The sequence below is a fragment of the Rubrivirga marina genome, from assembly GCF_002283365.1.
Classification (GTDB): Bacteria; Bacteroidota; Rhodothermia; order Rhodothermales; family Rubricoccaceae; genus Rubrivirga; species Rubrivirga marina.
Map to the genome: position 1 here is coordinate 2,606,296 of NZ_MQWD01000001.1, position 18,733 is coordinate 2,625,028.

Here is an 18,733-nt window from a genome sequence, read left to right on the forward strand (position 1 = left end):
TATCCGGGCTGCGGACAGCCCCGGGCAACCCCGACGGCTGCCTCCCGTAGCGCCCGAACTCCCCCGGATTCCCGTGCGCACTGTCCTCTCCCGCCTCTTCCTCGTCGGCCTCCTCGGGGTCGCCATCTTCGCCGTCATCCGCTTCGCGGACGGGACCGGCCGCGCCGTGGTCGATCTCACGAGCCCCGACGTCGACGACCTCGAGCACGAGGCCTTCCGGATCGATGCGCCGGGGACGTTCGCCGTCGACGCGGCGGGGTCTTACGAAGAGGTGTCGGGCGGCCCGTCCGACACGACGCTCGCGGCCTACGGCTGGCTCGTCCGCCGCTCCGACGGCGCCATCGTGTGGAAGCTTTCCGGGCGGCGGCCCGAGCGGGGGACCCTCGTCACGGTCAACGACACGATCCGACTCGGGCCCGGGACCTACGACGCGTACTTCACCGCCTACGGCGACCCGCTCGTCCGCCAGCCCGGCCCGCGCGACGGGTCGCTCGGCGAGCGGATCCGGGCGTTCCTCAGCCGCGGCGGGCGGTCCTGGGTGGGCGACGCCGGACGCTGGCGGCTCATCCTGCGCGGCCTCGACGCGCCCGCCCGCGAGGCCGAGACTGGCGGCCTCGGCGACCCCGCCGAGGCGGACGCCCCCGAGGACTCGACCTTCCTGTGGCAGGCCCTCGGCGTCCGCAGCCGCCAGCGGCGGGAGGAGATCCTCCACGTCACGGCGCCCGCCCGCGTCGCCGTCCGCACCGTGACCGAGATCACCGACGGCGTCGTGGCCGACCGCGCGTCGATCGTCCGGCTCGGGGGCCGCGACACCGTGTGGACCGTCCCCGCCCGGGGCACCTGGGCTGGCGGATCGCTCAAGAATCGGATCGTTGAGGACGAGGTCGAGCTCCAGCCGGGCCTGTACCGCGTCGCCTTCGAGGCCGACCGGTCGCACGCCTACGGCGACTGGACGGCGAACCCGCCGCTCGTCCCGTGGTCCTGGGGGGTGTCGGTCCGCCGCGCCACGCCCGATCAGGCCGTCGCCCGGCTCGACCCCTCGGCGCTCGACCTCCCACAGATCGCCGCGTTCGACTGCGTCGGTTCGGACCAAGAGTTAGAGGCCGTGTTCACGACGGCCCAGCCGCTCGACGTCCTCCTCGTGGCCGTCGGCGAGATCACGTCGGGGTCGCGCTACGACTACGCCACGCTTGAGGTCGAGGGGGAAGACGGCGACTGGGACGAGGTCTGGGAGATGCGCGACGACCTCGAGCCGGCCGGCGGCGACGACAAGAACAAGCGGGCGACCGCCGCGCTCTCGCTCGACCCGGGCACGTATCGGCTCCTCTACGAGACCGACGGGTCGCACGACTGCAGCGACGGCTACAACGGCGGCGGCGGCCCCGACGAGCCGCTGTGGGGCGCCGTGCTCTACGCCCTCGACCCCGATCTCGACGTCGCGTCCCTCGACGTCCAGGTCGTCGAACCCTCGGAGCCGGTCTCCAGCGGTGGCGCCCTCGCCCTGCCCGACGCGGGCCGGCTTCTCGCGCGGATCGACTCGGTGGGCAACGATGAGGACCACCGCGTCACGTTCCAGCTCGATGCGGGGACGGAGGTGCTCGTCGTGGCCCAGGGCGAGATGTCCGACGAGGTCGAGTACGACTTCGCCCGGATCGAGACGACGTCGGGCCGCGAGGTCTGGAGGATGTCGTGGCAGAACACGGTCCCGGCCGGCGACGCCTTTTTCCACCGCCGCTTCGAGGGGACGGTCCCGCTTGCTCCGGGGACGTACGTGCTCCACTACGAGTCCGACGGCAGCCGCTCTTTCGGCGACTTCGGGCCGAGCAGCGACGTGCTCTGGGGCGCCCACGTCTACGCGCCAGACGCTCCTGCCCCAGAGGCCCCGGCCGCCGACACGCCGATGCCGCCACCGCCTCCGGCCCCACCTGCTCCCGCGCCGGAGACGCCGACCTCGGACGTCTAGGGCACCGCGGTGGACGGGTGGCGTTGACCCCGCCCGTCCCCCCGTGCCCGTGCCCGATACCCTCCGCCTGACCCTCGCCGTCCCCGACGACGGCACCCGCGAGCCGCTCCTCGCCGACCTCGCCGACCTCGGCTTCGACGCCTTCGAGGAGGAGCCGGACGCGCTCGTGGCCTACGCCCCGGCCCCGCGGTGGGACGGCCCGGCGCGCGAGGCCGTCGGCGCGCTCCTCCGCCAGCGCGGCCTGACCGCGGCGGCGTTCCGTGAGGAGGTGGTCCCCGACCAGGACTGGAACGCGCGGTGGGAGGCGAGCCTGCAGCCCATCGAGGCCGGCCCGTTCGTCGTCGCCCCGTCGTGGACCGAGGTGCCGCCCGACGCCGGCGGAGCGACCGTGCTTCGCATCGACCCGAAGATGGCGTTCGGGACGGGCTATCACGAGACGACGCGGATCTGTCTCCGCCTCCTCGCCGACGCCGTGCCCGAGGCGGGCCGGGTGCTCGACGTCGGCACGGGCACGGGGGTCCTCGCGATCGCCGCGCTCCGCCTCGGGGCCGCCTCCGCCGTCGGCGTCGACGTCGACCCGTGGAGCGTCACGAACGGGCGGGACAACGCCGCCCTGAACGGCGTCGCCGACGCGTTCGACGTGCGCGAGGGCTCGGTCGAGACGGTGCCGGAGACCGGGTTCGACCTCGTCATCGCCAACATCATCTCGTCGATCCTCGACCCTCTCCTTCCCGGCCTCCTCGAGCGGGCCCCCCCGTCCGCCTCGGCGATCCTCTCGGGGCTGCTGGCGTCGGAGCGGGACCGGTTCGTCGATCGGCTGGCGGGCGAGGGGTTCGACCTCGTCGCCGAGGCGGCCGAGAACGAGTGGTGGGGCGGCCTCTGGCGGCGGGCGGAAGCATGAGAGTGTGCGCCATCGACGTCGGGACGAACACCGTCATGAGCGTCGTCGCTGATGTGAGGGACGGGCGGCTGACGGTCGTCGAGGACGAGGAGCGGTTCGCCCGCCTCGGGCAGGGCGTGGACGCGAGCGGGCGGCTGGCGCCGGAGGCCATCGACCGCGTGCTGGACCGGCTGGCCGCGGCGCAGGCGACGGCCGAGCGGCTCGGCGCCGAGCGGGTCGTCATCGGGGCGACGAGCGCGAGCCGGGACGCCGCGAACGTCGGCGAGCTCCGGGGGCGGGTGCGCGACGACCTGGGGCTGGACTACCGCGTGATCTCGGGCGAGGAAGAGGCGGAGGCCTCGTTCCGCGGGGCACTCGCCCTGCTCCCCGACGTCGACGCCGCGCTCGTGGTCGACGTCGGCGGCGGGTCGACGGAGGTCGCGCTCGGGACGAGGGCGGAGGGCGTCATGCGGCGGCAGAGCGTCGATGTGGGGAGCGTCCGCCTCACCGAACGCCGCTTTTCGGAGCGCCCTCCGTCGGACGGCGCCGTCGAGGCTGCCCAGGCGGACGCCGAGGCGGCGTATGCCGCGGTCGGGTTCGAGAGGGGAGGGGTCCCGCTCGTGGCGACGGGCAGCGTCGGCCGCCTCGTGGCGCGCCTGGTCGGGGCGACGGACCGCGTGTCCGCCGCCGCGCTCCGCGAGTGGCGCGACCGGCTGCTGGCGCTCACGCCCGACGAGGCGCTGGCCATTTCTCCCGACGTGCTCGCGGGCCGGGAGGACGTGGCCGCGGCGGCCCTCCTCCTGCTCGACGCCGTCCTCGCCCGCTTCGGCGCCGACGCCTACGTCCCGACGACGGGTGGCCTCCGCCACGGCCTCGCGCTCGCCGAGGCGGACCGGGCCGGCTGAGCGGCATTTCGCCGCATCTCTCCCCACGGCGCCGGAACCGGGGGGCATCCTCCCGGTCCCCACCGAAACGACTCCCGCTCCCATGGCCGCCCCGAACGACGCCCCCAAGCCGACCGCCCCGCGCGGCGTGTCGCAGGTCACCAACTTCATCGCCGTCGCCTCGGGGAAGGGCGGGGTGGGGAAGAGCACCGTCGCCGCCAACCTCGCCGCCGCGCTCGCCGCGTCCGGCGCGAAGGTGGGCCTGCTCGACGCCGACGTGTACGGGCCGAGCGTGCCGCTCATGTTCGGCGTCCCCGCGGACGAAAAGCCGCGGCTCAACGACGAGCGCCACATCGTCCCGCTCGTCCGCTACGGCGTCAAGCTCCTCTCGATGGGCTTCCTCGTCGACGACTCGAACGCCGTGATCTGGCGCGGGCCGATGGTGTCGAGCGCCGTGCGCCAGTTCCTCGGGCAGGCCGCGTGGGGCGAGCTCGACCACCTCATCATCGACCTGCCGCCGGGCACGGGCGACATCCAGCTCACGCTCGTCCAAACCGTTCCGCTGACGGGCGCCGTCGTCGTGTCCACGCCGCAACCGGTCGCTCTCGCCGACGCCCGGAAGGCCGTCAAGATGTTCGAGAACGTCCACGTTCCGGTCCTCGGCGTGGTCGAGAACATGGCATACTTCACGCCGCCGGACCTCCCGGACCGGAAGTACTACCTCTTCGGCGAGGCCGGCGCTCAGAAGCTGGCGGCGGAACTCGACGTGCCGGTCCTGGGCGAGGTCCCGATCGAGCAGGCGGCCCGCGAGGCCGGAGACAACGGGACGCCCGTCGTCCTCGCCGAGCCCGAGAGCGCGACGGCGCAGGCCTTTCGCCAGATGGCCGAGCGCGTCGTCACGGAGGTCGAGCGCCGCAACGCCGACGCGCCGCCGACGCAGCCCATTGAGATTCTGTACAAGTAGCCGGCCGAGGTAGGACTGGCGGCCCCCACTGCGTCTCATTGGCGCATCACGCCGGGCCCCTGCCCGGTGGTATCTTCCGGCTCCCCCCCGCGGACATGGCAGACGACCCGACTCTCGACCCCGCCGACCCCGCGCTCCGCCAACGGATTGAGGAGACGCTGGACGCCATCCGGCCCTACCTCATGGCCGACGGCGGCAGCGTGCGCCTTCAGGGCGTGACCGACGACATGGTCGTCGAGCTCCAGCTCCTCGGCGCCTGCGGCACGTGCCCCATGAGCATGATGACGCTCCGGGCCGGCATCGAGCAGGCCATCCGGCGCGCGGTCCCCGAGATCACGCGCGTCGAGGCCGTCGCCCCGGCTGCCGCCTAGTCCGCCTCGGTCGGTCGCTCGGCCGTGTTCGCTAACAATCGGCTGCCGCCTGGCGGCCGACCCGCGTCGACTCACCCCGACCCGATGGCCCTTGAGACTGCGGGCGCTGCCGACGAGCGCCAGCCGGAACCGCGCCGGCTCCACCACATCACGCGGATCGACATCGAGCCGTCCGAGGCCCACCCGCGCCGTCACCCGACCCACGGGTGGCAGGTCCGCGCGCGGCGCGACGGCAAGCGCCTGTCGAAGTTCTTCGCCGACGCGAAGCACGACGGCCGCGAGGGCGCGCTCGACGAGGCCCTGGCCTACCGCGACCGACTGCTCGACTCCATCCCCGACGAGCCCCAGAAGCCGCGAAAGGCCTGGAGCAACACGGGCGTCGTGGGCCTCTCGGTGCGCGAGAAGGACGAGGGCCCGACGCCGAAGCTGTACGTTCAGCTCAACTGGGTGAACGCCGACGGCAAGCGGAAGGCCGGGTCGTACTCGGTCGAGAAGTGGGGCCTCCGACGGGCGCTCTGGAACGGGTGCCTCAAGCTGTACCGCGAGCGGCAGGCGGCGGGTTACCCCGTCGAGGAGCCGCACGTCATGTTCGCCCGAGCCCAGGAGCCGTTCCAGGACCAGATCGCCGAGGAGATCCGGACGGAGCGGGCCGCCGAGCGCGCCAAGGCCGAGCGCGCCGAGGTCGAGCAGGCCGCGGTGGAGACGCCAGCGGCGCGACCGGAGCCGCGCCGGTTCGAGAGCCGCGCGGACGCGCTCGCCCATGAGGAGGCCACGATGCGCCGGCTCGAGGACGCCCTCTTCAGCTAGGTCCGCCTCGGCGGAGTCGAGGGGCGCGGGGACCGTGCGGTCGGGACGCACCGTCGGTGATCCCCGGCCGCGTCCCGACGGGTGCCCGAGGCGGACCGGATCGGCGCGTGTCGGCGAGGGGCGTGGACAAAAAGAGGGCCGCCCCGAACGGATCGGAGCGGCCCCGGTCGGAGCGCGCGGCGGCGCGGTAGCGCTACGGTTGCGGCGGGAGCGCCGGCTGCCCGCCCGGCCCGAAGGCCCCCGGCGGCGGCGTCATGTTGAGGACCTCGACGAGCGTGAGCTCGAACTGGAGCGCCGAGTTCGGCGGGATGCCGCCCTGGCCGCCGCGGCCCGGCTGGCCGAGGACGCCGTAGGCCTGCGCCGGCGGGAGGTAGACCGTCCGCGTCTCGCCCTCCTGCATGTCGAGGAGCGCGTCGCGGAAGCCCGGGACCACCTGCCCGACGGCGAACACGGCCGGCTCCTCGCCGGACTCGTCGAACACCTCGCCGTTCGCGAACTGGCCGCGGTAGCGGACCGCCACGCGGTCGCCCGGCGACGGGCTCGCGCCCTCGCCCTCCGTCTCGACCGAGTAGAGCACGCCGGTGTCGCCGAGCCGATGGACGCCCTGGCGGGCCGCGACGGCCGTCAGGAAGGAGTCGGCCGTGACGGCGTTGGCCTGGATCTCGCCGAGGCGGCGGCGCGCCTGGTCGTCGGTCCGGGCCTGGGCGCGGAGCTGGCGGATCGCCATCGAGTCCTCGACGACGGCCTGGGCCGCCTGGAACTGCTCCACGGAGATCCGCGCCGAGTCGCCGGCGAGGCCGGAACGGACGCCGGCCAGGAAGAGGTCGCGGTCGAGCGTGTCGAGCGTGTCCTGCGCCAGCTGGAGCCCGTACTGGAGCCCGAGCGCGTAGGCGATCTCGACCGAGTCGCCGCGGAGCCCGGCGTTGAACCCGTCGACGAATCGGTCGAAGCTGAACGACGAGTCCTGCTGGAGGAACTGCTGGGCCGACTGGAAGCCGACGTTGTACGAGACCTGCTCGAACGGCGAGCCGTTGGCGATGTCGTCGAGGTCGGCCGAGCCGGAGGCGCCGGAGCCGGCGCCCTCGCAGCCCGCGAGAGCCGTCAGGCCGGCGAAGCCAACCAGCACAGCGGCGAGGGGGAGAAAGCGGAGGGTCATGGAGGGATTCCGTGGGGAGTCGGTGAAGCTACCGGGGCCGCGCTGGGGGCGTTGTGACGCTTCGGGGAATGCTCCCGAGCGATCGGTCACCCCGATCCGACCGCGCGGCGGCCGTCCCACCCACCGGCCTCGGCTCCCTCGCGGACGCGACCGAGGCGGGCGGAGCGGGGCCTCACGGCACCTTCGCGGCCGGCGCGGGTAGCTTGGCCGCCCCCTCTGCGCCGCCATGTCCGCCCGCCCGCTCCTCGTCACGTCCGCGCTCCCGTATGCCAACGGGCCGCTCCACCTCGGCCACCTCGCCGGGGCCTACCTCCCGGCCGACCTCTTCGTCCGCTACCAGCGGCTGGCCGGGCGCAACGTCGTGTGGGTGTGCGGGTCCGACGAGCACGGGGCGGCTATCGAGATCCGGGCCCGGCGCGAGGGCGTCTCGCCGCAGTCCATCGTCGATCGGTACCACGCCGAGCTTGCGGCGGCCTTCGAAGGGTTCGGCATCGCGTTCGACGTCTACGGGCGGACGACCTCGGACACGCATCGGGAGACGAGCCAGGACCTGTTCCGGTCCATCGAGGCCGCCCACGGGTTCGTCCGCAAGACGACGACGCAGCTCTACGACCCCGAGGCTGGCCTCTTCCTCGCCGACCGGTTCGTCCAGGGCACGTGCCCCGTGTGCGGCTACCCCGACGCCTACGGCGACCAGTGCGAGAACTGCGGCTCGACGCTCTCGCCCGACGACCTCATCGACCCGCGGAGCACGCTCTCCGGCGCCACTCCTGAGCGCCGTGAGACGACGCACTGGTACCTCCCGCTCGGCGACCTCCAGCCCAAGCTCGAGGCGTGGATCGGCACGAAGACGGACTGGAAGCCGAACGTGCTCGGCCAGGTCCGGAGCTGGTTCCAGGCCGGCCTCACGGACCGCTCGATGACGCGCGACCTCGACTGGGGCGTGCCCGTACCCGACGGCGTCGAGGGCGAGACGGCAGGGAAGGTCCTCTACGTCTGGTTCGACGCGCCCATCGGCTACCTCTCGGTCACGAAGGAGTGGGCGCAGGCGCAGGGCGACGAGGACCTCTGGCGGCGCTACTGGCAGGTCCACGAGGACGGGACCGAGCCCGAGCTCGTCCACTTTATCGGGAAGGACAACATCGTCTTCCACTGCCTCACGTTCCCGGCCATCCTCATGACGGCGAACGCGGCGCAGCCATCGCTCCCGCAGTTCGTGCTCCCGGCGCACGTGCCGGCGAACGAGTTCCTGAACTTGGAGGGCCAGAAGCTCTCGACCTCACGGGGATGGGCAGTCTGGGCTCACGAAGCGCTCGACGCGTTCGACGCCGACCTCCTGCGGTACGCCCTCGCCGTCGGCCTGCCCGAGACCAAGGACGCCGACTTCACGTGGTCCGACTTCCAGAACCGCGTCAACGGCGAGCTGGCCGACGTCGTCGGCAACTTCGCAAACCGCGCGCTCACGTTCGCCGCGCGGTACTGCGACGGCGAGGTGCCCCGCCTCGACGAACCGACGGACCAGGACCGGCAGATGCTCGGTCTCCTCGCGGAGGCGCCGGCCCAGATCGCCGCGGCCTACGAGGCGTACCGGCTCCGCGAGGCCGTCGCCCTCACCGTCGACCTCGCGCGCAAGGGGAACCAGTACCTCCAAGAGACCGAGCCGTGGAAGACGCGGACCACGGACGAGCGCGCGATGCGCAACTCGGTCCACGTGGCGCTCCAAGTCACGGCGGGCCTGTCGATCCTGCTCGAGCCCGTCGTGCCCGGCGTGGCCTCGCGGCTCCGCGGGATGCTCGCGCTCGACGGCGTCCGCTCCTCCGCCGAGGCGGGCGTCGACGGGCTCGGCTGGGACGACGTCGGGCCGACGACGCTCGACGCGGGCCACGTGATCGGCGAGCCGGGCATCCTCGTGCGGAAGGTCGAGGACGAGGAGGTCGAGGCCCAACTCCAGCTACTGAAAGACCGCGCCGCGGCGGCCGGCGCCGACGCGTCCGAGGAGGGCGCCGAGGCGGAGCCGGAGGCGCCCTACGCCGACCTCGGCGACGAGATCACGTTCGACCAGTTCACGCCGCTCGACTTCCGCGTGGGCGAGATCGTCGCGGCGGACCTCCACCCGAAGGCCGATAAGCTCCTCCGCTTCGACGTCGACCTCGGCTTCGAGACGCGCCAGATCCTGTCGGGCGTCCGGGAGTTCTTCGCGCCGGAGGACCTGCTGGGCAAGCGCGTCGTCGTCGTGGCCAACCTCGCGCCGCGGACGATCCGCGGGCTCGAGAGCAACGGGATGATCCTGTTCGCCGAGGACCGCGACGGGACGCTCTGGCCGGTCGAGGCGCAGGGCGAGCCCGGCGCCGTCGTCCGCTAGCCTCCTCCGCCTCGGCGCCGAGGCGGGAGGAGCTAGAACGACACGTCGAACCGGCCACCCGAGACCTCGACGGTCGCCCCACTCGCGTTCCGGGCCGAGAAGGCGAACGTGCCCTCGGCCGAGTCGTCGGAGACCGCCGTGACGGTCAGCGTGCCGCTCGTGGCGACGTAGACCTCGTCGCTCTGGTCGTTCGGGTCCTCGGTCCGACGCGCGAAGGCGGCCGTCGCCACGTCGTTGCTCAAGTCGTACGAGCGGAGGTCGTCGCTGGGGAGCGCGAGCGTGATGATCTCCTGGTCGTTCTGCGACACCACGTTGTCGGCCCCGACGATCGTCAGCGTCCCGGATTCGCGGTCGACGCGGACGCAGGTGCCGGAGAACGAATCGCCGCTCACGGTCGCGCGCACCGTGCCGCTGTCGGCGTAGCCGCTGGCCTGACACGCGGCGTCGTCGACGGCGTCGCTGACGGCGTCGCAGGCGGGGAGCGTGAGGACGGCGAGGAGCAGGAGGGCAGGGCGCATGTCGGGGGGAGGGGAAGTTCGGAGGCCGTCGAACCCACCCCCGCGTCGGAAGTGCCCCGCGCTCCCGGTCGATGCGGAAACGTCCCTCCCACTCGCGGACGGAGATGGAGCATGGCGCGAGCGAATCGGACAGGACCTTTCGCCGGCGCGGGCGGCGCTAGGTTCTTGGATCCGTCTCTTCTCTCCATGCGCCGACTCCTCCTCGTCACCGCCCTCGCGACCGCCGCCAGCGCTCAGCCGGGCGATCCCGGCGTCAACGACTCCGGCCTCCCGCTCCTCCCTGAGCAGGCCGCCATCGACGTGACCTACGTCGAGCTCGACCTCGCCGTCGACGCCGACGGCCGCACGATCGCCGGGACGGCGACGACCGAGGCCCGCGTCGTCCAGCCCACGTCCGAACTGGTTTTCGACCTCGACGCGCCCCTCGCGATCTCCGCGGTGGAGGAGGTCGGGTACGTCGTGGGGAGCGGGCAGGAGGTGGCGCTCGCCCGAGGCTTCGCTCGCGACGGCAACCGGTTCCGCGTCGACCTGGGGCGGACGGCCCAGCCGGGCGAGGGGCTCCGGATCCGCGTGGCCTATGGGGGCACGCCCCGCGTGGCGCCGAATCCGCCGTGGGAGGGAGGGTTCACCTGGGCCGAGACCGCCGACGGTCAGCCGTGGGTGGCGGTGAGCTGCCAGATGAACGGAGCCGACCTCTGGTGGCCCGCCAAGGATCATCCGTCCGACGAGCCCGACTCGGTCCGCGTGTCGCTGACGGTCCCGGCCGAGCTCCGCGCGATCTCGAACGGCGTCTGGGAGGGGCGCGTGGAGAACGGCGACGGGACGGCGACCGAGACGTGGGCCACGACGCAGCCGATCAACAACTACGGCGTCTCGTTCGGGATCGGGCCGTACGAGGTGGTCGAGGCGGAGTACGAGAGCCCGGCGGGGTGGGGCCAGGCCGTCCCGTTCTTCGTCCTGCCGGACCGCGTGGCCGACGCCGAACGCCAACTCCCCGGCTTCCTCGACGCGCTCGCCTTCCTCGAGCGGACGTACGGCCCGTACGCCTGGCGCGCCGACGGCTACAAGGTCCTCCACACGCCGTACCTCGGGATGGAGCACCAGACGCTTGTGGCCTACGGCTCGGAGTTCGGGGACAACGCCTATGGGTTCGACTGGCTCCACTTCCACGAACTCGCCCATGAGTGGTGGGCCAACCTCGGGACCGCGCCCGACTGGCGCGACTTCTGGGTCCACGAGTCGTTCGCCAACTACTCGGAGGCGCTCTACGCCGAGGACCTCGCCCGCCGCCGGTCCGGCGACGAGGCCGCCGAGGCGGCCTACCTCGCGTACCTCGCCGGCACGCGCGGCGGCATCGTCAACCGGATCCCGCTCGCGCCGCGCGAGACGCGCACGACGCAGTACATGTACGGCGCCCAGCGCGGCGGCAACCCCGACATCTACGTCAAGGGCGGCTGGCTCCTCCACACGCTCCGCGGGCTGATCGACGACGACGAGCGGTTTTTCGCGGCGATGCGCTCGATCCTCTACCCGTCAGAGCAGGCCGAGGCGATCACCGACGGCCGGCAGGCCCGGTTCGTCTCGACCGACGACGTGCTCGCGGCGTTCTCGCGGGCGTCGGGCCGCGATCTGTCGGGCGTGTTCGAGGTCTACATCCGCCAGCCGGAGCTCCCGCGGCTCGCCGTCGAGCGCGGGGACGGGGAGGCGACGATCCGGTGGGTGCTGCCCGAGGCCGTCGCCGATGTCGCCTTCGACGTGCCGGTCTGGGTCTCGGTCGACGGCCGCCGCCAGCGCGTCGCGATGGCGGGCGGGGTGGGGACCGTCGCCGCCGCGTCCGGCGCCGACCTCGTGCTCGACCCCGATGGGCGGCTCCTCTTCGCGCCGACGGAGTAGCGCGCTATCCTTGACGATGCGCCTCGCCGTCCTCGCGTTCGCTCTGTCCGCCTCGGCGGCCGCTCAGCCCGACCCGCTGGCCGCCCTCGCCGACGCGCTCGGCGGGCGGGCGCGGATCGACGCGGTCGAGACCCTCGAGGTCCGGTCGCGGACGCGCGCGACGGTGGGGGAGGCGACCGTCACCGTCCGCTCGACGCTGGCCGTGGAGTTTCCCGACGCCGCTCGCTGGACCGCGAAGACCGACGGTCCCGAGCGCGCGACGTGGCTGGACGGCGAGGCCGGTCGCGTGGCGGCTGGCGACTCGGTCCGAGCGCTCCCCGAGGCGGCCGTGGACGCGCTCCAGGCTGCGCTCTGGCTCCGCCCGCTGGTTCTCGCCGCCCGCCGCGCCGAGCTCTCGGCCGAGGCCCTGGGCGCCGATCTCCTCCGCGTCGACGTGCCCGGCCGTCGGGATCCGCTCATCATCGGGCTCGACGACGCCGGACGGCCCGCGCGGATCACGACGTTCCGCCGGCAGGGGGGGCGCCGCGAGTACGTCGAGGTCGTCCTCCGCGACTACCGCGAGGTCGACGGCGTGTTCGTGCCGCACCGCGTCCGCCAGGCCGTCGGCGGTGTGGTCACCGGGGTGACCACGGTCGAGTCCGTGCGCCTCGGGGCCGCGTTGGAGGGGGCGCCGTTCGGCGCCGGGGGCGGCTGACGGGGGGGGGCGGCGGCGTCCTACAGCCGGGTGGAATCGGCGCCGGAGCCGGCTCGTTTCTCTCCAGACGCCATCCGACACCTTCCATGCCCCGACTCCGACCTCTCGCGCTCGCCGCGCTCGTCCTCGGCCTGACCGCCTTCGCGCCCGGCGACTACGTCGTCGCGTCGTTCTCCAACATGTCGCCCGGCGGGACGATCAACGGTTGGGAGACGATGAGCTTGGGAGACGCGCCTCGGAGCAACTACGCGCTCGTCCGCGACGGCGGCTCAACCGTCGTCAAGGGCCAGGCCGACGGGTCGGCCTCGGGCCTCGTCCGGCGCATCGCCATCGATGCCGCTCGGTTCCCGGTCCTCACGTGGCGCTGGAAGGCCGACAACGTGATCGCGGGCGGCGACATCCGGCGCCGCGGCGGCGACGACTACCCGGCCCGGATCTACGTCACGTTCGACTACGACCCCGGCGACCTCTCCTTCGGCGACCGCCTGAAGTACCGCGCCCTCCGCGCGCTGGGCTACGACGACATCCCCGTCCGCGCCCTCAGTTACGTCTGGGCCAACCAGTCCGGCGAGACGGCGATCGTGCCGAACGCGTTCACCGACTGGGTCCAGATGGTGCCCGTACGGAGCGGCTCCGCCGGCCTCGGCGAGTGGCATACGGAGCGCCGCGACCTCATCCGCGACTATCGCGCGGCGTTTGGCGAGGACCCGCCGCCGATCTCGGGCGTCGCCATCATGACCGACGCCGACAACACCGGCGGCGCGGCCACGGCCTACTTCGGCGACATCCGCCTGACGACGCGCTAGCGGACGGGTGCCGGACGCGCCCCCGCCGGGACTCCGTTCGGGCGGGTCGCGCTAGGTTCGGGCATGGCCGACCTGTTCGCATCGGAATCCACGCCGGAACTCGACCTGCCCGATGGGGCGGAGCGGCGGGCGCTCGTGGCCCTGTCGTTGGTGCCGGGCGTCGGGCCGGGGCGCGTGCTCGCGTTGCTGGCGGCGTTGGGCAGCGCGAACGCGGTGATGCGCGCGCCCGTCGGCCGGCTCGTCCGTGCCGAGGGCGTCGGGCGCCAGACCGCCGAGGCGATCCGCGCGTGGGACGACTGGCCCTCCGTCGACGCCCAGTTCCGCCGGGCTGCGTCCGTCGGGGCTCGGCTGGTGGCGCTCTCGGACCCCGAGTACCCGGACCTCCTTCGCCGGATCTACGACCCGCCATCGCACCTCTGGGTCCGCGGGCGGCTCACCGAGGCGGACGACCTCGCGGTGGCGATCGTCGGGACGCGGCGGGCGAGCGACTACGGCCGGCGAGTCGCGGAGGCGTTCGCAGGCGACCTCGTCGCCGCGGGCGTCACCGTGGTCAGCGGGCTGGCGTACGGCGTCGACGTGGCCGCGCACCGCGCGGCGCTCGCGGCAGGCGGGCGGACGATCGCCGTCCTCGGCTCGGGCGTCGATCGGATCTACCCGTCGCGGCACGCCCCGGTCGTCCGCCAGATCCTGGAGCGTGACGCTGGGGCCGTCGTCTCGGAGTTCCCCCTGGGCGCGGCGCCGGACGCCGCCAACTTCCCACGCCGCAACCGGGTCGTCTCCGGCCTCTGCCGCGCGACGGTCGTGGCCGAGGCGTTCGAGACCGGCGGGGCGCTGCTGACCGCAGGGATCGCCCTCGAGCAGAACCGCGAGGTGTTCGCCGTGCCCGCCTCGGTGTTCACGGAGGCGGGGGGGACGAACCGCCAGATCCAGCGCGGGGAAGCGGCCCTGGCCACGTCGGCTGTCGACGTGCTCGACGCCATCGCGCCCCAACTCGAGACGCCGAAGGCGTTGCCCATACGGCCTGAAGAGCCCGAGCTCCCACTCAACCGCGTCGAGCAGCGCCTTGTCGACGTGCTTACGACCGAGCCACGCCCGCTCGACGCCGTCTGCGTCGACGCCGACCTCGACGCATCGACGGCGCTCGTGTACCTGCTCCAACTCGAGTTCCGAGGGGTCGTCCGCCAGCTCCAAGGGAAGCAGTTCGCGCGGACGTAGGGCCCTCGTCGGGAGGCGCATCGGTACCTCCCCGAGCGGTCCGTGGGGCGCTGGAGGAACGGCAGCCGAACCGCTCCGTAGGCTCGGCCCCTCTCTTTGGCCCCGTGACCGCGATCCGCATCACCTTGACCGTCCTCGCGGTCGCCCTCGTCCTCGCGACCGTGTTGCCCCTCGTCCGGTCGTCGGAGTGGTGGGTCCGGATGTTCGACTTCCCGCGGATGCAGATCGCCGCCGCGGCGGTCGTCGTGCTCGTGCTCTACGCCGCGTTCGACCTCTGGCTCGGCGAGCCGAACACCTGGGAGTGGGGGCTCCTCGTGGCGCTGGCCGTGGCGACGGCGTATCAGGTCGTCCGGATGGTGCCGTACACGCCGCTCCACTCGGTCCAGACGATCGGTGCCGACCCCGTCCTCGCAGACTCGTCGCGCCGCTTCCGGTTCGTCGTGTCGAACGTGCTGATGGAAAACCGCGACGGCGACCGCTGGCTCGACGTCATGCGCGAGGCCGACCCCGACGTGATCGCGGCCGTTGAGACCGACGCGTGGTGGGCCGAGACGGCGCGGGCCCTCGCCGACGACTACCCGCACTACGTCGAGGTCCCGCAGGACGACACGTACGGGATGCTGGTCTACTCCAAGCTGCCGCTGTCGGAGACCGAAGTGCGCCACCTCGTCGAGCCAGAGGTCCCGAGCCTCTTCACGTCGGTCGAGCTCCGCTCCGGCGAGTCGGTGTCGCTCGTCGTCCTCCACCCGCGGCCGCCGCGGCCCGACATCCAGCAGGACTCCGAGCTCCGCGACGCCGAGCTCGTGCTCGCCGGCCGCGACGTGGCCCAGCACGACGGCCCGGTCGTCGTCGGCGGGGACCTCAACGACGTGGCGTGGAGCCACACGACGAGCCTCTTTCAGGAGCTCTCCGGCCTCCTCGACCCGCGCGTGGGCCGCGGCACGTTCTCGACCTTCCACGCTGACCACTGGTGGCTCCGCTACCCGCTCGACCACGTCTTCCACTCGGAGCACTTCGCTCTCCGCGAGCTCCGGCGGCTCGGCAACGTCGGGAGCGACCACTTCCCAATCCTCATCGAGCTCGAGCTGAACCCGGCCGTCCAGCCCCTCCAGGAGGCGCCCGAGGCGGAGCAGGAGGACGTCGAGGAGGGGCGCCACATGGTCGAGGAGGCGGAGCGGATGAAGGCCGAGGAGACGCCCGAAGATCACCGCGAGCGGGTCCGGGAGGACCAATGAGGGGCGAGGGGCGGCGTCTGGAAAGTTCCGGACGTCTTCGGCACGGCGCCCTGGCGGCTCCGGCGGGCGCCTGGCATCTTGCTCCTCCGCTCCTCCGCTCCTCCGCTCCTCCGCTCCTCCGCTCCTCCGCTCCTCCGCTGTGACCCTCGACGCCTACCGCGACCTGTTCGACGTCTCCGCGGACGGCGCGTACCTCGACCACGCGGCGACGGGCGTGCTCGGGCGGCACGTCACGGACGCCGTCGGCGACTACCTCGAGGGACGGGCGGGGCGCATCGACGGGCGGTCGCCGAACAACTTCCCGGCCGACCTCGACCGGATCGAGCGAGCGCGCCGGCGGGCCGCGGACCTGGTCGGCGTGCCGGTCGAGTGGGTCGCGATGGTCCCGAACACCTCGTACGGGCTGAACCTCCTCGTCCAAGGGCTCGACTGGATGCCGGGCGATCGGGTGGCCGTCCCCGGGTGCGAGTTCCCCGCCAACCTGCTCCCGTGGCTCGGCCTGGCCGACCTCGGCGTCGAGGTGGACCGGGTCGCGCACCGCGACGGCGTGTTCTCGGTCGACGACGTCGCCGCGGCGATCCGGCCCGAGACGCGCGTCGTGGCGGTCTCGGCGGTCCAGTTCCTGTCCGGCTTTCGGTGCGACCTAGAGGCGATCGCCGCGCTGTGCCGCGACCGCGGCGTGCTGTTGGCCGTCGACGCCATCCAGGCGGTCGGCGCCGTCCGCCTCGACGCGGGCGCGCTCGGGATCGACCTGCTGGCGACGGGCGGCCACAAGTGGCTCGGGGCGATGCAGGGGGCCGGCTTCGTGGCTGTCGCGCCCGATCTGATGGAGCGCCTCCGGCCGATGCGCGGCTGGCTCAACGGGCCCGTCGACTGGGACGACTTCGACGCGATCTCGACCGACCTCCACCCGGACGCGACCCGCTTCCACGTCGGCACGATGCCGACGGCCGGGCTCTACGCGCTCGACGCCGCGCTCGGCGCGATCCTCGGGGTGGGTCCGGACGCCATCGAACGGGCCGCGCTCGCCAACGCGGCCCGCCTCGGGGACGGGTTGGAGCGTCTCGGGTACGACCGAGTCGGGCCGCAGGGGGAGCCGAGGTCCGGCATCGTCACCGTCCGCGCCGACGACCCCGAGGGGCTCCATGCCCACCTCGTCGAGCGCGGTGTGACCTGCTCGTTGCGGAGCCGGCTCGTTCGGTTCGCCGCCCACGCCCAGACGCGTCCCGAGGCGGTCGACCTCGCGCTCGACGCCGTCGCTTCCTTCAGCCGCCCCGTCGCTGCATGAGCCAGGAGCCCGACAAGATCGAGACGATCATCGAACTCGACGTCCCGCCGGGCCAGTCGCCCGTTCGGCTCGACGTCTACATCACCGACAAGACGGCGAACGCGACGCGCTCGAAGGTCCAGCGCGGCATCAAGGACGGCAACGTCGACGTCAACGGCGAGACGGTCACGAAGGTCTCGACCCCGGTCCAGCCCGGCGACCACATCGTGTGCCGCGTGATGCGTCCGCCCCCGATCGAAGTCGTCCCGGAGGACATTCCGCTCGACGTCGTCTACGAGGACGACACGCTCCTCGTGGTCAACAAGCCGGCCGGGATGGTCGTCCACCCGGCCTACGGGCACCGCTCGGGGACGCTCATCAACGCGCTCCTCCACCACGTCGGCGCCGGCCCGCTCGCGGCCGACGACGTCGAGGACTCCGACGACGACGACGTCGGGCTGGCGACGGCGACGGCCGGGCCGCGCTTCGACGGGGACCCGACGATTCGGCCGGGCCTCGTCCACCGGCTCGACAAGGACACGACGGGGCTGATGGTGGTCGCCAAGACGGACATCGCCGCCGCCCATCTGGGTCAGCAGTTCGCCGAGCGGACGATCGAGCGGCGCTACCTCGCCCTCGTCTGGGGGGGGCTCGACGGCCCCGGCCGGGTCGAGGGCTGGCTCGGGCGGAGCCCCCGCGACCGGAAGAAGATGTCGGTGCGCCCGGAGGGGGAGGGGAAGTGGGCCGCCACGACCTACGAGCCTGTCGAGTCGTTTGCCCACACGGCCCTCGTGCGCTTCAAACTCGAGACCGGACGGACGCACCAGATCCGCGTCCACGCGGCCTCCGTCGGGCACCCCGTCTTCGGCGACACGACCTACGGCGGGGACCGGATCGTCTACGGATCGGCCGAGGGGTCACGGAAGGCGTTCGTCCGGAACCTCTTCTCCCGCCTCGGTCCCCGGCAGGCTCTTCATGCGGCGACGTTGGGGTTCGTCCACCCCGACACGGGAGACGTGCATTCATTCGAGGCGCCCCTCCCCGACGACATGGCTTGGGTGGTCGGTCGTCTTCGGGGGGTCGAGCCCGGCTGATCGGGCAGGGGGGCGTGATCCCGCCCGTCGCCGGGCGGCGGGACCCCGGATGCGGGGTGCTGGTACCTACCGGCGCCCCGCATCATCCGCATGACTGACATCCCTCGGCTCGCCGACCTCCTCGCTCCCGACCGTGTGGCGGTCCGCGTGTCGGTGGCGACGCGGGAAGAGGCCGTGGACATCGCCGTCGGCCTGCTCGCCGACTGTCCCTCCGTCGTCGACCCCGCCCGCCTGGCGGCCGACGTGGAGGGCCGGGAGGCGCTCATGTCGACCGGAGTAGGGGAGGGTCTGGCCCTTCCGCACGCCCGGACGTCGGCCGTGACGTCGACCGTCGCCACGCTCTGCACGCTCGCGGTCCCGGTGGATTGGGACGCGCACGACGGCGCGCCCGTCGACCTCGTCCTCCTCTTCGCGGGGCCCGAGGCGGCGCGGGCGACGCACGTCCGTCTGCTGGCGCATCTGTCGCGCGTGTTGAGCGCGGCCAAGGTCCGCCATCGCATCGCCGAGGCGGAGACCCCGGAGGCGCTGGTGGCCGCCGTCGTGGAGGCCGAGGCGAACGTGTAGGCCCGTCGGGTCGGATTTCGCAGAGTGCGCGTGTCGACGCGCGCGGTCCCGCCGGACCTT

General features: G+C 73.2%; 17 protein-coding genes. 15 read left to right on the top strand and 2 right to left on the bottom strand.

What is annotated here, in order from left to right; translation table 11 throughout:
• The first annotated feature begins 73 nt into the window (after positions 1–73).
• From BSZ37_RS22005 to BSZ37_RS10785, 6 genes are all read left to right on the top strand, one after another.
• Positions 74–1,963, top strand: coding sequence for a hypothetical protein (locus tag BSZ37_RS22005; RefSeq protein WP_179299573.1), 1,890 nt, complete (start codon positions 74–76; stop codon positions 1,961–1,963).
• A 49-nt stretch (positions 1,964–2,012) separates the two neighbouring features.
• Entirely contained in the window at positions 2,013–2,864 is an 852-nt protein-coding gene (gene prmA, locus BSZ37_RS10765; protein WP_179299574.1) for a 50S ribosomal protein L11 methyltransferase, read from the top strand.
• Positions 2,861–3,748: a Ppx/GppA phosphatase family protein gene (locus BSZ37_RS10770; RefSeq protein WP_143537624.1), complete on the top strand. Its 888-nt coding sequence runs from the start codon at positions 2,861–2,863 to the stop codon at positions 3,746–3,748. The genes prmA and BSZ37_RS10770 overlap by 4 nt, the downstream gene beginning before the upstream one ends.
• Positions 3,749–3,830: 82 nt before the next feature.
• Positions 3,831–4,691, top strand: a complete 861-nt coding sequence (locus BSZ37_RS10775; protein ID WP_095510556.1) for an Mrp/NBP35 family ATP-binding protein — start codon at positions 3,831–3,833, stop codon at positions 4,689–4,691.
• 95 nt (positions 4,692–4,786) lie between these two features.
• Complete coding sequence (locus BSZ37_RS10780) at positions 4,787–5,062, top strand: NifU family protein (RefSeq protein WP_095510557.1); 276 nt, start codon at positions 4,787–4,789, stop codon at positions 5,060–5,062.
• An 84-nt stretch (positions 5,063–5,146) separates the two neighbouring features.
• Positions 5,147–5,869 carry an AP2 domain-containing protein gene (locus BSZ37_RS10785; protein ID WP_095510558.1) on the top strand — a complete coding sequence of 241 codons (723 nt, stop codon included), beginning with the start codon at positions 5,147–5,149 and terminating at the stop codon, positions 5,867–5,869.
• A gap of 193 nt (positions 5,870–6,062) precedes the next feature.
• Here the strand turns inward: BSZ37_RS10785 and BSZ37_RS10790 are convergent, their stop codons facing one another.
• Positions 6,063–7,025: an FKBP-type peptidyl-prolyl cis-trans isomerase gene (locus BSZ37_RS10790; protein ID WP_179299575.1), complete on the bottom strand. Its 963-nt coding sequence runs from the start codon at positions 7,023–7,025 to the stop codon at positions 6,063–6,065.
• Positions 7,026–7,251: 226 nt separating this feature from the next.
• On the opposite strand from BSZ37_RS10790, the gene metG reads away from it, so the two are divergent.
• The gene (metG, locus tag BSZ37_RS10795; RefSeq protein ID WP_095510560.1) at positions 7,252–9,387 is read left to right on the top strand and encodes a methionine--tRNA ligase; all 2,136 of its coding nucleotides are present in this window, start codon (positions 7,252–7,254) and stop codon (positions 9,385–9,387) included.
• A gap of 32 nt (positions 9,388–9,419) precedes the next feature.
• Here metG and BSZ37_RS10800 read toward each other — a convergent pair whose 3' ends face one another.
• Complete coding sequence (locus BSZ37_RS10800; RefSeq protein WP_095510561.1) at positions 9,420–9,905, bottom strand: DUF6252 domain-containing protein; 486 nt, start codon at positions 9,903–9,905, stop codon at positions 9,420–9,422.
• Between the two features lie 186 nt (positions 9,906–10,091).
• On the opposite strand from BSZ37_RS10800, the gene BSZ37_RS10805 reads away from it, so the two are divergent.
• From BSZ37_RS10805 to BSZ37_RS10840, 8 genes are all read left to right on the top strand, one after another.
• Complete coding sequence (locus BSZ37_RS10805; RefSeq protein ID WP_179299576.1) at positions 10,092–11,798, top strand: M1 family metallopeptidase; 1,707 nt, start codon at positions 10,092–10,094, stop codon at positions 11,796–11,798.
• A gap of 16 nt (positions 11,799–11,814) precedes the next feature.
• Positions 11,815–12,492 carry a hypothetical protein gene (locus BSZ37_RS10810; protein WP_095510563.1) on the top strand — a complete coding sequence of 226 codons (678 nt, stop codon included), beginning with the start codon at positions 11,815–11,817 and terminating at the stop codon, positions 12,490–12,492.
• Between the two features lie 86 nt (positions 12,493–12,578).
• Positions 12,579–13,298: a DUF3047 domain-containing protein gene (locus BSZ37_RS10815; protein WP_095510564.1), complete on the top strand. Its 720-nt coding sequence runs from the start codon at positions 12,579–12,581 to the stop codon at positions 13,296–13,298.
• Positions 13,299–13,361: 63 nt separating this feature from the next.
• Complete coding sequence (gene dprA / locus BSZ37_RS10820; protein WP_095510565.1) at positions 13,362–14,513, top strand: DNA-processing protein DprA; 1,152 nt, start codon at positions 13,362–13,364, stop codon at positions 14,511–14,513.
• Positions 14,514–14,617: 104 nt separating this feature from the next.
• Positions 14,618–15,748: an endonuclease/exonuclease/phosphatase family protein gene (locus BSZ37_RS10825; RefSeq protein WP_095510566.1), complete on the top strand. Its 1,131-nt coding sequence runs from the start codon at positions 14,618–14,620 to the stop codon at positions 15,746–15,748.
• A gap of 139 nt (positions 15,749–15,887) precedes the next feature.
• The gene (locus BSZ37_RS10830; protein WP_179299577.1) at positions 15,888–17,036 is read left to right on the top strand and encodes an aminotransferase class V-fold PLP-dependent enzyme; all 1,149 of its coding nucleotides are present in this window, start codon (positions 15,888–15,890) and stop codon (positions 17,034–17,036) included.
• A complete protein-coding gene (locus tag BSZ37_RS10835; RefSeq protein ID WP_095510568.1) occupies positions 17,033–18,109 on the top strand; it encodes an RluA family pseudouridine synthase in 1,077 nt (358 codons plus the stop codon). The genes BSZ37_RS10830 and BSZ37_RS10835 overlap by 4 nt, the downstream gene beginning before the upstream one ends.
• A 90-nt stretch (positions 18,110–18,199) precedes the next feature.
• Positions 18,200–18,673, top strand: a complete 474-nt coding sequence (locus BSZ37_RS10840) for a PTS sugar transporter subunit IIA (protein ID WP_095510569.1) — start codon at positions 18,200–18,202, stop codon at positions 18,671–18,673.
• The last annotated feature ends 60 nt before the right edge of the window (positions 18,674–18,733 follow it).

What these genes read in the sequence shown, in the direction of transcription:
- BSZ37_RS10835 (WP_095510568.1), top strand. Translation starts at nt 17,033, where the DNA reads ATGAGCCAGGAGCCCGACAAGATCGAGACGATCATCGAACTCGACGTC.
- BSZ37_RS10805 (WP_179299576.1), top strand. Translation starts at nt 10,092, where the DNA reads ATGCGCCGACTCCTCCTCGTCACCGCCCTCGCGACCGCCGCCAGCGCT.
- metG (WP_095510560.1), top strand. Translation starts at nt 7,252, where the DNA reads ATGTCCGCCCGCCCGCTCCTCGTCACGTCCGCGCTCCCGTATGCCAAC.
- BSZ37_RS10770 (WP_143537624.1), top strand. Translation starts at nt 2,861, where the DNA reads ATGAGAGTGTGCGCCATCGACGTCGGGACGAACACCGTCATGAGCGTC.
- BSZ37_RS10775 (WP_095510556.1), top strand. Translation starts at nt 3,831, where the DNA reads ATGGCCGCCCCGAACGACGCCCCCAAGCCGACCGCCCCGCGCGGCGTG.
- BSZ37_RS10790 (WP_179299575.1), bottom strand. Translation starts at nt 7,025, where the DNA reads ATGACCCTCCGCTTTCTCCCCCTCGCCGCTGTGCTGGTTGGCTTCGCC.
- BSZ37_RS10810 (WP_095510563.1), top strand. Translation starts at nt 11,815, where the DNA reads ATGCGCCTCGCCGTCCTCGCGTTCGCTCTGTCCGCCTCGGCGGCCGCT.
- BSZ37_RS10840 (WP_095510569.1), top strand. Translation starts at nt 18,200, where the DNA reads ATGACTGACATCCCTCGGCTCGCCGACCTCCTCGCTCCCGACCGTGTG.
- BSZ37_RS10800 (WP_095510561.1), bottom strand. Translation starts at nt 9,905, where the DNA reads ATGCGCCCTGCCCTCCTGCTCCTCGCCGTCCTCACGCTCCCCGCCTGC.
- BSZ37_RS10780 (WP_095510557.1), top strand. Translation starts at nt 4,787, where the DNA reads ATGGCAGACGACCCGACTCTCGACCCCGCCGACCCCGCGCTCCGCCAA.
- dprA (WP_095510565.1), top strand. Translation starts at nt 13,362, where the DNA reads ATGGCCGACCTGTTCGCATCGGAATCCACGCCGGAACTCGACCTGCCC.
- BSZ37_RS10815 (WP_095510564.1), top strand. Translation starts at nt 12,579, where the DNA reads ATGCCCCGACTCCGACCTCTCGCGCTCGCCGCGCTCGTCCTCGGCCTG.
- BSZ37_RS10785 (WP_095510558.1), top strand. Translation starts at nt 5,147, where the DNA reads ATGGCCCTTGAGACTGCGGGCGCTGCCGACGAGCGCCAGCCGGAACCG.